The sequence below is a fragment of the Microbacterium invictum genome (genome assembly GCF_034421375.1).
Taxonomy (GTDB): Bacteria; Actinomycetota; Actinomycetes; order Actinomycetales; family Microbacteriaceae; genus Microbacterium; species Microbacterium invictum_A.
Genome location: NZ_CP139779.1, coordinates 3080964 through 3093866 on the forward strand (window position 1 = coordinate 3080964; position 12903 = coordinate 3093866).

Genomic DNA, 12903 nt, shown 5'->3' on the forward strand with positions numbered 1-12903 from the left:
TGTGTCGATCAGAGCGGCCTGCTCACGCCGGGTGGCGTCCTGCCGCTTCCCCCACACTGGCGCTCCGACCGCGACATCCGCCCGACTTCTCGCCAAGCGCTCCGCAAGGTTGCCTCAAGGCTGGGTCGATGAACCCGCCACCGCCGCGGTGCCGTCGGGGTAGATGGCCACCGGCAGGTACTGATAGACGGTCTGCTGCTGGAAGGAGTTCTCGTCGTTGGCGTTGCCCTCGACCCACACGGTGAGGGCGAACTCCAGCGTGATGCCGTAGGTGTCCTCGGGCAGCTGGCTGATCGTGGTCTCGGGCACCAGGAGGCCGCCCTGGAAGCTGTTGAGCAGCAGACCGCGGTCCGAACGCAGGGTGTCGGTGGGCACGAGGGTGCGGGGATCGGCGCTGAACTGGAAGGGGCTCTGCACCTGACCGCTGGTCTGCGCGGTCTGCGAGGTCACCGACACCGACGAGAGGTAGACGCGTCGCTTGTCGGTGAGGACGGCCTTCTCGTCGACCCGGTGATCGTGGACGTTCACGGCGAACCCGAGGGTCTTCATGCGGGTGGGCGTCCACTCCTGCGTGCGCTTCGGGTCGGACGCCCAGACGTCCAGGCGCACTTCGAGCTGATCGGCGACCTCGGTGGACAGCGCCACCGACCCGTCGTAGGTGAACTGCGAGTCGAAGTCCATCGACGGTGAGGCCAGGGGCGTCGGAGTCGCCGCCGCCGCCGGTGCGCCCGCGGATTGCTGGAACTGGTTGAACGCATCGGCGACCTGCGCGCACCCCGACAGCGCCACGGTGAGGGCACCGGCGACGGCGACGACGAGAAGTCGCCGGGGGTGGCGGGCGAAGGGGGCTGAAGTGCTCACGGCGGGACTCCTGACGTGCCGGACATGCGAGGGGGGGCCGGTCTCCTCCGCGAACTGTGTGGGCACACCGCCCGGTTCGGGTTCGAGCGGTCTGCGGAAGCGACCGGTCCCGCCCCTCGCCGGTTACACAATCACGCCGTTCGGCCATCTTGAGGATCTTGAGCCTTTCTTGCGTGAGCCTTGCGCTTTCGGGTCCGTAGACTGACGCCACTGTCGTCACCGCGGGAATGCTTCCGCACTCATCCGCCTCCGGGAGGTTCCATGGGCACCCATCGCCGTGCCGCCGCGGGCGCTGCGGGCATCGCGCTCGCCCTGGCGCTCAGCCTCGTCCTCTCCGGCTGCGGGCCCGCACCCTGGGACTTCGGCGCCGAGCCGACGTCTTCCGCGTCCCCCAGCACCACCCCGTCCGAGGCCCCGACGCCGGTGCCCAACGACCTCTCCAGCGGGTCGACCGCCCGCGAGCTCGTCGCGGGTGCGGTCGCGGCGTCGGTGGACTACTGGTCCACGCTGTCGATGGATCGGTGGACGGCCGAGGCGCTGAAGCCCGTCAACCTGTCGATGACGACGACGGTCACCCCCGACGACGGTCAGAAGGTGTACCTCCAACGCGCGGTCATGGTGGCGGTGCCGCAGGGACCGGATGGCGCGATGGCGCCGTTGGAGGCGCAGATCGACCAGTCCTCTGTCGCGCCGGGCTACCTCGTGCTGTCGCCCTACAGCTACTCGCAGACCTTCAACGTCGGTTCGCTCCCCGCCGACGCCACTCACGTGCAGCTGCAGTTCAGCTACGACTTCCTCGTGCAGACCACCCCGACCTCGAGCGAGTTCGCCAAGCAGACCGCCAGCGACACCGTCACCGTTGCGATCGCCGCGTCGCCGGACTCGGGGGACGACGCGGAGTCCGACGCGGACGGCTGAGGCGTCCGGCCCCTCCTAGACGCCGACCCGCTCCCACCGGTCGCCGCCGGCGGCCCGAGCACTGTCGGCAGCCGCCTCGGCACGCTCGAGGAGCGCCTCGAGGTCGTCCTCGCCGCCGACCACGTCGCCGGGATCCACCGCGATCCATCCGACGCTCGCCGACACCTGGATCTCCATGCCGCCGGCGTTCTCCATCCGCCCCACCCGCGCGAGAGCGCCGCGAAGCGCTGCCCGCAGCACCGGCTCGGGCCGCGAGACGAGCACCACCACCGTGCCCGGACGCCGTTCGGCGATGTCGGCGTCGGCGGGGAGAGCCTCGCGGATCGCCTGGGCGAATCCTTCGCAGACGGCTGCGAACCCGGCCACACCGACCGCGTCGCGCACATCGGCCTCGTCGTCGAGCCGGAACACCAGCAGCGCCCAGGAGTGCTCCCCGCGCCGCGCCGCGCGTACCAGCCGATCGCGGCACCCCGTGAGGAAGTCCTCCCAGGGCGTGCGGGCATCCCTGCTGATCAGCCGTTCGCGCCGAGTGGCGAAGCCGACCAGCGACACCAGCGCGCAGACCATGTAGATGACGAAGCCCAGCTGGTTCACCGACCGGACGAACTGCAGATCGTCGCCGCTCGAGGCGGGGAAGATGAGCCCCGCCACGGCGACGAAGGCGGCGAGCGCCGCGTTCAGCACCGAGATCACGACGAGCGGATACAGCACGGTGTCTCCCCGGTCGGGCAGGCGCAGCCATTCCACGAGGAGCAGGAAGGCGAACACGGCCGAGAGGAAGAAGACGATGCGGAACACCACGCTGTACGCCTCGGTGGCGCCTGCAGCGACGAGGAGCACCGGGCTGATCGCCGACAGCAGCGCCGCCAGCCACCACCGCGACCCGGCACCCCGGAGCGTGCGGAATCCGGCCCAGATGAACCCGGGCGCCCCCATGAGAACGCCGATCGACACCCGGCGCATCGCCTCGGAGTCGACGGTCTCGGCCAGCACGATACCCCACGACGAGATCATCGCGATCAGGAACGCGATCGACCACAGCAGCGTCGAACGGTGGGGGCGGTCCAGGAACGCCACGCCGATCATGACGACCACGCCGAGGGTGGCCACCGTCGCCTGCGCGAGGGCGAGATTGGGCCCACTGAAGGAGGGGATCGCGTCGATCATGCGACGCGCGCCCGCGGGACCGTCACGCGAGCGGTCGTCCCCGCCCCGAGCTCGGATGTCAGCGTCAGTCCTCCGCCGTGCGCCTCGACGATGTCGCGGGCGATCCCGAGACCGAGCCCCGTCCCCGGAGCGGTGCGCCCGGCGGCCGAAGAGCGGAAATAGGGTTCGAACACCCGGTCGATCTCGTCGTCCGGGATCCCGATGCCCGAGTCGGCGACATCGACCCGGACGCGGTCGCCGTCGGCCGCCGCCCGCACCGACACCGTTCCCTGGCGGGGCGTGTACTTCACCGCGTTGGTGAGGAGATTGTCGAACACCTGGCGAAGGCGGAAGGCGTCGCCGCGCACGGGCAGCGACGCGGGCAGCTCGGTGAGCAGTGTGATGTTGCGCGACCGCGCGTTGGCCTGCACCCCCGCGAGCGAGGCCTCCAGGACCGTGCGCAGATCGATCTCGTCGGTCCCCCGCGGTGCGGTGAACGAGGAGCGGGAGTCGCGGAGCGTCTGCTCGAGCATCGTGAGCATCCGTTCGGCCGACGCCTCGATGACGGCGAAGTCGTCGCGACTGCCGGCATCGAGGTCGCGCTCCAGCGCGAGCTCGGCGCGTCCCAGGATGACGGTGAGCGGATTGCGGATCTCGTGGGAGGCCATCGCGACGACCTGGTCGCGGGCCCGCTCGGCGTGGAGGAGTGCGGTGACGTCACGGACGACCAGCAGCATGCTCGCCTCGCCCTCGGTCCGCGACGCCAGCGGGCTCGCCGACGCCGTCACCGCACGCCAGGTCCCCTCGGCATCCAGGAGCCAGAAGGTCTCGGGATCGAACGCCTCGCCGCGGGCGGCGCGCGCGAACGGGCGCTCGTGGGCCGGGACCTCGGGACCGTCCACCACGACGTGCTCGATCACCGTCGCCGCCGCAGGGCTCTCCTGCTCGCCGAGGCCGTAGAGGCGCCGATAGGCGGCATTCAGGGCGAGGAGTTCTCCGTCCGGCGCCAGCCGCACGATGCCCAGGTCGATGCCGTCGATCATCTCGGCGATACGACGCTCCTGCGCGGTCGACCGATCGAGCGTCGACCGCAGGCGCCTGGCCTGCTGACGCAGCAGCCGTTTGAAGGCGCGGGTGCGCCGGGACCCGACGTGCAGGGTGATGCCGATGAAGCTCAGGACGATGATGACCAGCACGACGCGGATCGTGGAGTCCGGGCCGGGGGTGACACTCGCCACGACGAGAAGGAACAGGCCGACCGCGCCGAGGGCCACGGCGAGGGTGCGGGCCCCGTAGTACAGGGCGATCCAGACGATCGGGAAGGTCCAGAGGAACGCGAAGCGCAGATCGCCGTCGAGATTCAGCAGACCCACGGCGAAGAGGTCGGCGAACGGCACGATGAGCACCGCCGCGGAGGACAACCTCGCCCACGGTGCGATCATCGTCGCCGCGGTGATCGCCACGAGCAGCAGGATGCCGCTGGTGAAGGCCCAGCCGGCCAGCCGCATCGGCTGGATGAACATCAGCAGGATGACCACGGCGAGGACGGTCGCCCCCAGCACAAGCTGGCTCAGCCAGATCGATCGGGTGCGGCTCGAGATCGGTGCCGGAGCCAGGACGCCGGTGTCGGGCGAGGTCGACCACGTCGCAGTCGCCGCCGGGGCAGCGTCTGCCGTTCGCGATCTGCCCCCCGACGACATACGCAGAGTTTAGCCACGTGGGCCCACCCGATTCAGCCAGGTGAATGCACCCGCTCAGCCCGCCGTGGGCACCTCCACCGGCTGGGCGGAGGTGACGCTGGCCGTCACCAGGATGGGGAGGTGGTCCGAGAGTCCCTGCGGCAGGGTGCGGACCCGATCGATGGTGAACCCGGATGAGGTCACGAAGTCGTAGTGGCCGCGGAAGAAGCGGTAGCGCGTGTAGGTCCGCGCGTCGCTGAGGCTCAGTTCGTACCCCTGCTCGCGGACCTTCTGCCCGAGGTTCTCCTTGAACACCGGATAGTTGTAGTCGCCGACCATCAGCGCGGGAAGCCCCTCGCCGAGCTGCTCCAGCTCGGCGAGGGCGGTGCGGATCTGGTGACGGCGCAGCGAGTTGAGGGCGGTGAGCGGCGCCGCATGGAACGATGCGACGATGACGTCGGTGCCGTGATCGATGTCGTGCAGCCGCACCCCCAGCATCCGCTCTTCGGCGGGCTTGAGCAGGTGGTCGTGCAGCGACTTCTTCAGCGCGAGCGCCCGGACCTCCACGGCGCGGAAGGTGTTGGCGCGGTAGTAGACCGCCAGTCCCAGCCGGTTGCGCGAGGTGGCGTCGGCGAGGCGGAGCCCGGCGATCTCGTCGGGGATGTCGGAGGTGTCGTACTCCTGCAGACACAGGACGTCCGCACCGTGGCGTTCGACGAGCTCAGCCAGCTCGCCCGCGGCGCGGTGCTTGCGCAGGTTGTACGAGATCACTCTCATCGTCGCCCAGCATAGGACCGCGGCAGGGGCCGGAGGCTGACGGGGAGGTGACCCATAAGGGATGATCAGGTTTCGTCAGTCCGTCGCCCGGCGCGCCCGGGTCTGTTCCGCCCGCGCGGCGAGCAGGTCGTCGGCGGGGTAGCCCACCTCGGCCAGGGTCAGCCCGCGTGCGGCGAGGACATGGATCTCGGGCACCTTGCCGCCGCGGTCACGGATGACGGCGAGGTCGCCCGGGTCCAGGCGCCCCTCTCCCACCGCGACGCAGCCGCCCACGAGCGCTCGCACCATGCTGTGGCAGAACGCATCGGCCTTCACGTCGGCGACGAGCACGCCGTCGGCACCGCGACGCCAGCCGAAGGCGAGCAGGGTGCGGATCGTGGTCGCCTCGTCGCGGGGCTTGCAGTACGCCGCGAAGTCGTGGAGTCCGATGAGGGAGCGCGCCGCGGCATCCATCCGCTCCTCATCGAGGTGCGACCGCACGCTCGTGGTGCGGTGCCGCTCGAGAGGGTCGTACCCGGTCGCGCGGTCGGCGATGCGGTAGACGTAGCGCCGCCAGACCGCCGAGAAGCGGGCGTCGAAGCCCGCGGGCGCGATCGTCGTCGACCGCACGGTGAGGTCGGCGTACGCGCCCAGCACCCCGTTGACACGTCGGGCGAGCTGGGCGACGGGGTCGGGATCCGCCTGGCCGCGGGGCGCACGCGCGGCGGCCAGGCGGCCCTGCTGGGTCGGATCGAGATCGAGATGGGCGACCTGACCGGTGGCATGGACCCCGGCATCGGTGCGCCCGGCCACCACGACGCGCGGATCGCCACTCAGCACGCGACCGAGGGCGGATTCCAGCGTCTCCTGCACGGTGCGGAGGCCCGGCTGCCGAGCCCATCCGCGGAAGTGCGTGCCGTCGTAGGAGAGGTCGAGACGGATGCGCACCGCACCAGCGTAGTTCGCCGTCCGACCTCTCTCGGGGATTCCCCCGTGGCCCGGGCGTGAGGCGACGTACACTGTGGTGTTCCCCTCCGCAGGATCGTCGACCCGACCCGGTTTCCCATGACGCTCACCGCCCCCACGCTCCTCAGCAGCCCCAGCTCGCAGCCCGCCGACCCCCCGCGCCGGTACGCGGGACTGGACGGGATGCGGGCGGTCGCCGTCGCACTCGTGGTGATCTATCACCTCTTCCCCGCGATGCTCCCGGGCGGGTTCATCGGCGTGGACGTCTTCTTCGTCATCAGCGGGTTCCTCATCACCAACCTGCTGCTGCGCGAACACGCCCGGAGCGGCCGGATCAGGCTGATCGACTTCTGGCGGCGCCGGGCCCGCCGCCTGCTGCCGGCGCTCGGCCTGGTGGTGATCGTGTGCTCGAGTGCGGCGCTCGCCGTCGGCGGCGACGTGCTCGTGCGTCTGGGGGCCCAGGTGCTGGGGGCGGCGACCTTCAGCTACAACTGGGTCTCGCTCACCGGCGACGGCGGCTACTTCGCCGCCGCGACCCCCGAACTCTTCCGCAACTTCTGGTCGCTCGCGGTCGAGGAGCAGTTCTACGTCGTCTGGCCCCTCGTGCTGCCTCTGTTCCTGCTCCTCCCCCGCGCCTGGGCGCGCGCCGGAGCGGCAGTGCTCCTGGCCACGGCCTCGGCGCTGTGGATGGCGGTGCTGGTGACCACGGGGGCGGGAGCGCCCGGCGGCGACGTCACCCGCGCCTACTTCGGCACCGACACCCACGCCTTCGGCATCCTCCTCGGGGTGGCCCTGGCGTTCGCCACGACGGCGGTGCTCGGGCGGGGATCGCCGGCCTCGCGACCGCGGTGGACCTCGCCGGTGGGGGCGGCGGCGATCTCGGGACTGGTGCTGCTGTCGTTCCTCGCGCCGGTCGACGCGGTCTCCACCTTCCCCGGAACGCTGGTGGCGGCGAGCCTCCTCTCCGCCGCGGCGATCACCGCCGGCGTCTGGCCCGGGTCGCGGTTCGGCTCGGCGATCGACGCCCAGCCGCTGCGCTGGATCGGCGACCGCTCCTACGGCATCTACCTCTGGCACTGGCCGATCCTCGTGCTCCTCCTCGCGGGTCTGCAGGGCACCGGCGCGGAGGCAGGTGTCCCCGGGAGCGTAGGGCTCGCGGCCCTCGTGCTCACCCTCGGCGCGGCCGAGCTGTCGTACCGCTTCGTCGAGACGCCGGTGCGCCGGAATGGATTCCGCGAGTCGCTCCGCCGGCTCGGGCGGGCGCTGCGCGCCGGTGCGGCTGCGCGCGTGGGCGCGCTGGTCGCCGGCGCCGTCGCGATCGCGCTCGTGATCGGGACGGGGGCAGCGGTCACCGCGGCACCGACGGTGTCGTCGGGGCAGGCGATGGTGGATGCCGGACAGCGCGCCCTCGCGGAGGCCGACGCACCGTCCGAGGCGCCCGGCGCCGGTGAGCCGGGCTCGGGGGCGGCGGGTCCGTCGGCGGGCCCGCGAGACGGTGCGTCCGCGCCATCCGCTCCCCCGGCCCCCGTGCCCGGCGTCCCGTCCGGCGACAGCGTGCCGCGGCCCGCGCCGACGCCGGTGACCGGGGATCAGATCACCGCGGTCGGCGACTCGGTCATGCTCGCCTCCGCCCCGGCGCTCCTGGAGCGCTTCCCCGGTATCGCCGTCGACGCGGCCGTGTCGCGCTCGGCCTGGGCCGGCCCGGGTATCCTGCAGCAGCTCGCCGACACCGGGCAGCTGCGCCCGTACGTCGTGCTGGGCCTGGGTACGAACGGTCCCGTCGACCGCGACGCCCTCGAGCGGATGGCGGCGATCGCCGGCCCCGAGCGCACCCTCGTCCTCGTCAACGCGTTCGCGCCGCGGGAATGGATCCCCGGCGTCAACGCCGAGCTGGCGGACTTCGCGGCGACGCACCCCCGCGTCTTCATCGCCGACTGGTCGGGAGCGATCGCGTCGAGGCCCGAGCTGCTCGCCGGGGATCAGATCCACCCCGACTCGGGCGGCGGCGCGGTCTTCGCCGACACCGTCGGGCAGGCCGTCGATCGCGCCGAGGAGCATCGCGCGCTCCTCGCCTACGAGCAGGAGCTGCGCGCCTGGCGGCGCGCGCACTTCACCGTCGGACGCGAGTTCGAGTAGGCCCGCCGCGGCCTGCGACCCGCAAACGCCGTTGCTCGAGGTGACACGATTGGTCGCCCGAAGCCCGATCCCGCGACCACTTGCGCCACCCCGATCCGACATCGCAGATCGACGTGACACGAACGGTCGTCGGTACCCCGCCTCGACGACCACTTGCGCCACCCCGATCCGAAAGCAGATCGACGTGACACGAACGGTCGTCGGTACCCCGCCTCGACGACCACCTCCGCCATCCGATCCGGACCCTGCGCCGAAACGACGAGACCCGCCACCCCAGGGGGCGACGGGTCTCGGACGACCGGGGTCGTTACTTCTTATCAGCGTCGGCGTCGGCGTCAGCGTCAGCGTCGGCGGTGGAGTCACCCTCCACGACGGCGTCTTCGGCGGCCTTCTCGGCGGCGGCGCCCTCTTCGGGCGACTCCGAACCGGCGTCGGTGTTCTCGTCAGCGGTGCTGTCTTCCACGGGGGCCTCCTCGGTGGTGTCCTCCGCGCCAGTCTCCTCCGCGGGGGTGTCCTCCGCAGCGGGCTTGACAGCCGGAGCCGCCTTGGCCGACGAGCGCGAGCTCTTGACCTTGGGGGTCACCGGGTCCAGCACCAGCTCGATGACGGCCATGGGCGCGTTGTCACCCTTGCGGTTGCCGATCTTGGTGATGCGGGTGTAGCCACCCGGGCGGTCGGCCACCAGCGGCGCGATCTCGGTGAAGAGGACGTGCACGACCTCCTTGTCACCGATCACCGATAGCACCCGGCGACGCGCGTGCAGGTCGCCGCGCTTGGCGAAGGTGATGAGGCGCTCGGCCAGCGGGCGCAGGCGCTTGGCCTTGGTCTCGGTGGTCTGGATCGACTTGTGGGTGAAGAGGGCCGCGGCGAGGTTCGCAAGCAGCAGGCGCTCGTGGGCGGGGCCGCCTCCGAGGCGGGGACCCTTCGTGGGCTTGGGCATGTCAGTTACTCCAGTCGAAAGTCAGTCGGGATGCCGCAGCTCAGACGTTCTCGTCGTCGTAGCCGCCGTAGAAGTGCGCGCCATCGAACCCGGGGACCGAGTCCTTCAGCGACAGGCCGAGAGAGGTGAGCTTGTCACGCACCTCGTCGACCGACTTCTGGCCGAAGTTGCGGATGTTCATCAGCTGCGTCTCCGAGAGGGCGACGAGCTCGCTGACCGTGTTGATGCCCTCGCGCTTGAGGCAGTTGTACGAGCGCACCGACAGGTCGAGGTCCTCGATGGGCATCGACAGCTCGTTGGAGAGGACGGTCTCGACCGGCGCCGGGCCGATCTCGATGCCCTCGGCCTCGACGTTCAGCTCGCGGGCGAGACCGAACAGCTCGGTGAGGGTGCGTCCGGCCGACGCGACGGCGTCGCGAGGGGCGATGGAGGGCTTGGATTCGACATCCAGCACGAGCTTGTCGAAGTCGGTGCGCTCCCCGGCACGGGTCGCCTCGACGCGGTACGACACCTTCAGCACGGGCGAGTAGATCGAGTCGATCGGGATCTGCCCGGCCTCGGCGTACTCGTTGCGGTTCTGGGTCGCCGACACGTAGCCACGACCGCGCTCGATGGTGAGCTCGAGCTCGAACCGGGCGGTGTCATTGAGGGTCGCGATGACCAGCTCGGGGTTGTGCACCTCGACACCGGCGGGAGCGGAGATGTCGGCAGCGGTGACCTCACCGGCGCCGGTCTTGCGCAGGTACGCAGTGATGGGCTCGTCGCGCTCGCTGGAGACGACCAGCTGCTTGATGTTGAGGATGATCTCGGTGACATCCTCTTTCACACCGGGGATGGTGCTGAACTCGTGGAGGACGCCGTCGATGCGGATCGACGTCACGGCAGCACCGGGAATCGACGACAGGAGGCTGCGACGCAGCGCGTTGCCGATCGTGTAGCCGAAGCCGGGCTCCAGCGGCTCGATGACGAAACGGCTGCGGAACTCCCCGACCTTCTCCTCGGTCAGAGTGGGACGCTGTGCGATGAGCACGATGTGTTCCTTTCAATCACGTGCCCGCTATATGACACGTGCGGTGGGTGAAGTATTGAGTTGTGTCCGGGGATGCCGCGGAGGCGCGCACCACGAGGGGCCGCGCCCCGCGGCATCCGGAAAATCAGCGCGTCAGACGCGGCGACGCTTGGGCGGGCGGCACCCGTTGTGCGCCTGCGGCGTGACGTCCTGGATCGAACCGACCTCGAGGCCGGCGGCCGTCAGCGAACGGATCGCGGTCTCGCGGCCCGAGCCCGGGCCCTTGACGAAGACGTCGACCTTCTTGACGCCGTGCTCCTGCGCCTGACGGGCAGCCGACTCCGCGGCCATGCCGGCGGCGTAGGGGGTGGACTTGCGCGAGCCCTTGAAGCCCACGCCACCCGAGGACGCCCAGCTGATCACGGCGCCCGACGGGTCGGTGATCGAGACGATGGTGTTGTTGAACGTCGACTTGATGTGGGCCTGGCCCACGGCGATGTTCTTCTTCTCCTTGCGGCGCGGCTTGCGCGCGGCGGACTTGGCCTGTGCCATGTGCGTGTTCTCCTAAACCCTGCAGGCCGCGCTCAGCGCGCCTTCTTCTTGCCGGCGACGGTGCGCTTCGGACCCTTGCGGGTGCGCGCGTTGGTCTTGGTGCGCTGTCCGCGCACCGGGAGGCCGCGGCGGTGACGGATGCCCTCGTAGGATCCGATCTCGACCTTGCGGCGGATGTCTGCGGCCACCTCGCGGCGGAGGTCACCCTCCACCTTGTAGTTGGCCTCGATGTAATCGCGGAGGGCGATGAGCTGGTCGTCGCTCAGGTCCTTCACACGGATGTTCTCGTCGATCTCCGTCTGGGCGAGGATCTCGTGCGAGCGGGTACGGCCCACGCCGTAGATGTAGGTCAGGGCGATGACCACGCGCTTATCGCGCGGGATGTCGACGCCGGCAAGACGTGCCATGCGGCTCTCCTAGGAGTTGGTGGAGGTGTGGGGCAGGACCGGTGCCCGGGCCTCCGCCCCGAGGTGTCCGCCGCTCGCGCGGGTTCTGGTCCTGCCTGTGTGTCTTCAGTTATGGGTCTTCGTCGTGAGATCTGAGCTCAGCCCTGGCGCTGCTTGTGGCGCGGGTTGGACTTGCAGATCACCATCACGTTGCCGTGGCGACGGATCACCTTGCAGTGATCGCAGATGGGCTTGACGGAGGGGTTGACCTTCATGATGTTCCTGTTCGCTGTCTTCGCCGGGCACGCGGGTTCTTCCGACCCCGCGTGGGGCGTTACTTCTCGACCGGTCTAGCGGTAGCGGTAGACGATACGGCCGCGGGTGAGGTCGTAGGGGCTGAGCTCCACGACCACGCGGTCCTCGGGGATGATGCGGATGTAGTTCTGCCGCATCTTGCCTGAGATCGTGGCGAGCACCTTGTGACCGTTGGTGAGCTCCACGCGGAACATCGCGTTCGGCAGCGCCTCGGAGATGACACCCTCGATCTCGATGACACCGTCTTTCTTCGCCATAAACTCGCTATCGCTTGCATGCAGACCGGCCGGTCTGCGGTGGATGGGATTGTGGTGCGGCGACACGCCAATGAAGGCGCAACGCACCAAAGATCAACTATAGGTGATATCGCACCCCGCGGCAAACCGCCGTCGCGCTCGCCCTTCGCTCGCGGCCCCGTGAGGCTTCATCCGTCGAAGATGCACGCTTCGGGCTCCCTCGGCGTACATCTGCGACGGATGAAGGAAGGGGATGCCGCGCGCAGCGCACGAGCCGCGCGCGAAGCGCGGGCGCGCCGTCGGTCAGGAGAACAGCGAGGGGAAGTCCGCCGGCGCGGGAATGGTGTCGTTCGCGATCGTCTCGCCGTTGACCGCGAGTGTCGGGGTCGCGATGCCCGACTGACCGGGCTGGATGGGCGTCTGCTCGGTCATCGACGACACGAAGCCGCTGTAGCGCCGCTCGCTGACGCACGCGTCGACACCGTCGGCGCCGACCGATCCGGCGATCTCGATGAGCTGCTCGTCCGTCAGCCCCGTCGAGCCCTCCGCCGGCTGGTTGGCGTACAGCGCCTGCATGTACGACACCGCCGCATCGGGCGCCGTCTCGGCGACGCAGTACATGGCGTTGGCCGCCCGCGTAGAGTATTCGGTCCCCTGCGAGAACCGGTCGAGGATCGCGATGGGGTGGATGTTGAGGGTGATCGTTCCCTCGTCGACGAGCCCCTGCACCGTCTCCCCGTACGCCTGCTCGAACTGGTTGCAGATCGGGCACATGAAGTCGATGTAGGTGTCGAGGGTCTGCTCCCCCGTCCCGACCTCGATCGCTCCGGTCTCGGCGTTGATCGACGCCGCCTGCGGCGCCGGCCCCGCGTCATCCGACTGATTGTTCGACCACACGACGATGGCCGCGGTGACCACGAGCGCGAGCACCACGGCGATGCTCACGAGGATCGCGAACCAGTTGACCTTGCGCGCGGCCGTTGCCATCGGCGTCCTCCCTGAA

14 protein-coding genes are annotated in these 12903 nt (G+C 70.1%); 2 read left to right on the forward strand and 12 right to left on the reverse strand.

Annotation, left to right across the window (positions count from 1 at the left end; translation table 11 throughout):
- Window positions 1-114: 114 nt before the first annotated feature.
- Entirely contained in the window at window positions 115-861 is a 747-nt protein-coding gene (locus T9R20_RS14835; protein ID WP_322410084.1) for a fructose 1,6-bisphosphatase, read from the reverse strand.
- 261 nt (window positions 862-1122) lie between these two features.
- Between T9R20_RS14835 and T9R20_RS14840 the strand changes: the two genes are divergently transcribed.
- Window positions 1123-1779 carry a hypothetical protein gene (locus T9R20_RS14840; RefSeq protein ID WP_322410085.1) on the forward strand — a complete coding sequence of 219 codons (657 nt, stop codon included), beginning with the start codon at window positions 1123-1125 and terminating at the stop codon, window positions 1777-1779.
- Window positions 1780-1794: 15 nt separating this feature from the next.
- Here the strand turns inward: T9R20_RS14840 and T9R20_RS14845 are convergent, their stop codons facing one another.
- The 4 genes from T9R20_RS14845 to T9R20_RS14860 form a co-directional block, all read right to left on the reverse strand.
- A complete protein-coding gene (locus T9R20_RS14845; protein ID WP_322410086.1) occupies window positions 1795-2946 on the reverse strand; it encodes a hypothetical protein in 1152 nt (383 codons plus the stop codon).
- Window positions 2943-4625: an ATP-binding protein gene (locus T9R20_RS14850; RefSeq protein ID WP_322410087.1), complete on the reverse strand. Its 1683-nt coding sequence runs from the start codon at window positions 4623-4625 to the stop codon at window positions 2943-2945. The genes T9R20_RS14845 and T9R20_RS14850 overlap by 4 nt, the downstream gene beginning before the upstream one ends.
- A 54-nt stretch (window positions 4626-4679) precedes the next feature.
- Window positions 4680-5381 carry an endonuclease/exonuclease/phosphatase family protein gene (locus tag T9R20_RS14855; RefSeq protein ID WP_322410088.1) on the reverse strand — a complete coding sequence of 234 codons (702 nt, stop codon included), beginning with the start codon at window positions 5379-5381 and terminating at the stop codon, window positions 4680-4682.
- Window positions 5382-5456: 75 nt separating this feature from the next.
- Window positions 5457-6308 (reverse strand): tRNA pseudouridine synthase A, encoded by an 852-nt coding sequence (locus T9R20_RS14860; protein WP_322410089.1) that lies wholly within the window; start codon window positions 6306-6308, stop codon window positions 5457-5459.
- A gap of 117 nt (window positions 6309-6425) precedes the next feature.
- On the opposite strand from T9R20_RS14860, the gene T9R20_RS14865 reads away from it, so the two are divergent.
- On the forward strand, window positions 6426-8462 hold the full coding sequence (locus T9R20_RS14865) for an acyltransferase family protein (protein WP_322410090.1): 2037 nt from the start codon (window positions 6426-6428) through the stop codon (window positions 8460-8462).
- Between the two features lie 307 nt (window positions 8463-8769).
- On the opposite strand, the gene rplQ is transcribed toward T9R20_RS14865, so the two are convergent.
- From rplQ to T9R20_RS14900, 7 genes are all read right to left on the reverse strand, one after another.
- Window positions 8770-9402: a 50S ribosomal protein L17 gene (gene rplQ / locus T9R20_RS14870; RefSeq protein WP_322410091.1), complete on the reverse strand. Its 633-nt coding sequence runs from the start codon at window positions 9400-9402 to the stop codon at window positions 8770-8772.
- Window positions 9403-9442: 40 nt separating this feature from the next.
- The gene (locus tag T9R20_RS14875; RefSeq protein WP_322410092.1) at window positions 9443-10432 is read right to left on the reverse strand and encodes a DNA-directed RNA polymerase subunit alpha; all 990 of its coding nucleotides are present in this window, start codon (window positions 10430-10432) and stop codon (window positions 9443-9445) included.
- A gap of 132 nt (window positions 10433-10564) precedes the next feature.
- Window positions 10565-10963, reverse strand: a complete 399-nt coding sequence (gene rpsK / locus T9R20_RS14880; RefSeq protein ID WP_013583990.1) for a 30S ribosomal protein S11 — start codon at window positions 10961-10963, stop codon at window positions 10565-10567.
- A gap of 32 nt (window positions 10964-10995) precedes the next feature.
- Complete coding sequence (gene rpsM / locus T9R20_RS14885; RefSeq protein ID WP_322410095.1) at window positions 10996-11370, reverse strand: 30S ribosomal protein S13; 375 nt, start codon at window positions 11368-11370, stop codon at window positions 10996-10998.
- 137 nt (window positions 11371-11507) lie between these two features.
- Window positions 11508-11624 (reverse strand): 50S ribosomal protein L36, encoded by a 117-nt coding sequence (rpmJ, locus tag T9R20_RS14890; protein ID WP_022893853.1) that lies wholly within the window; start codon window positions 11622-11624, stop codon window positions 11508-11510.
- Window positions 11625-11699: 75 nt separating this feature from the next.
- On the reverse strand, window positions 11700-11921 hold the full coding sequence (infA, locus tag T9R20_RS14895) for a translation initiation factor IF-1 (protein ID WP_028496510.1): 222 nt from the start codon (window positions 11919-11921) through the stop codon (window positions 11700-11702).
- Window positions 11922-12203: 282 nt separating this feature from the next.
- Window positions 12204-12887: a DsbA family protein gene (locus tag T9R20_RS14900; RefSeq protein ID WP_322410099.1), complete on the reverse strand. Its 684-nt coding sequence runs from the start codon at window positions 12885-12887 to the stop codon at window positions 12204-12206.
- Window positions 12888-12903: the final 16 nt, after the last annotated feature.

Coding starts and splice junctions, on each gene's coding strand:
- T9R20_RS14865 (WP_322410090.1), top strand. CDS start 6,426: ATGACGCTCACCGCCCCCACGCTCCTCAGCAGCCCCAGCTCGCAGCCC.
- rpsM (WP_322410095.1), bottom strand. CDS start 11,370: ATGGCACGTCTTGCCGGCGTCGACATCCCGCGCGATAAGCGCGTGGTC.
- rpmJ (WP_022893853.1), bottom strand. CDS start 11,624: ATGAAGGTCAACCCCTCCGTCAAGCCCATCTGCGATCACTGCAAGGTG.
- T9R20_RS14900 (WP_322410099.1), bottom strand. CDS start 12,887: ATGGCAACGGCCGCGCGCAAGGTCAACTGGTTCGCGATCCTCGTGAGC.
- T9R20_RS14840 (WP_322410085.1), top strand. CDS start 1,123: ATGGGCACCCATCGCCGTGCCGCCGCGGGCGCTGCGGGCATCGCGCTC.
- T9R20_RS14845 (WP_322410086.1), bottom strand. CDS start 2,946: ATGATCGACGCGATCCCCTCCTTCAGTGGGCCCAATCTCGCCCTCGCG.
- rpsK (WP_013583990.1), bottom strand. CDS start 10,963: ATGGCACAGGCCAAGTCCGCCGCGCGCAAGCCGCGCCGCAAGGAGAAG.
- infA (WP_028496510.1), bottom strand. CDS start 11,921: ATGGCGAAGAAAGACGGTGTCATCGAGATCGAGGGTGTCATCTCCGAG.
- T9R20_RS14850 (WP_322410087.1), bottom strand. CDS start 4,625: ATGTCGTCGGGGGGCAGATCGCGAACGGCAGACGCTGCCCCGGCGGCG.
- rplQ (WP_322410091.1), bottom strand. CDS start 9,402: ATGCCCAAGCCCACGAAGGGTCCCCGCCTCGGAGGCGGCCCCGCCCAC.
- T9R20_RS14855 (WP_322410088.1), bottom strand. CDS start 5,381: ATGAGAGTGATCTCGTACAACCTGCGCAAGCACCGCGCCGCGGGCGAG.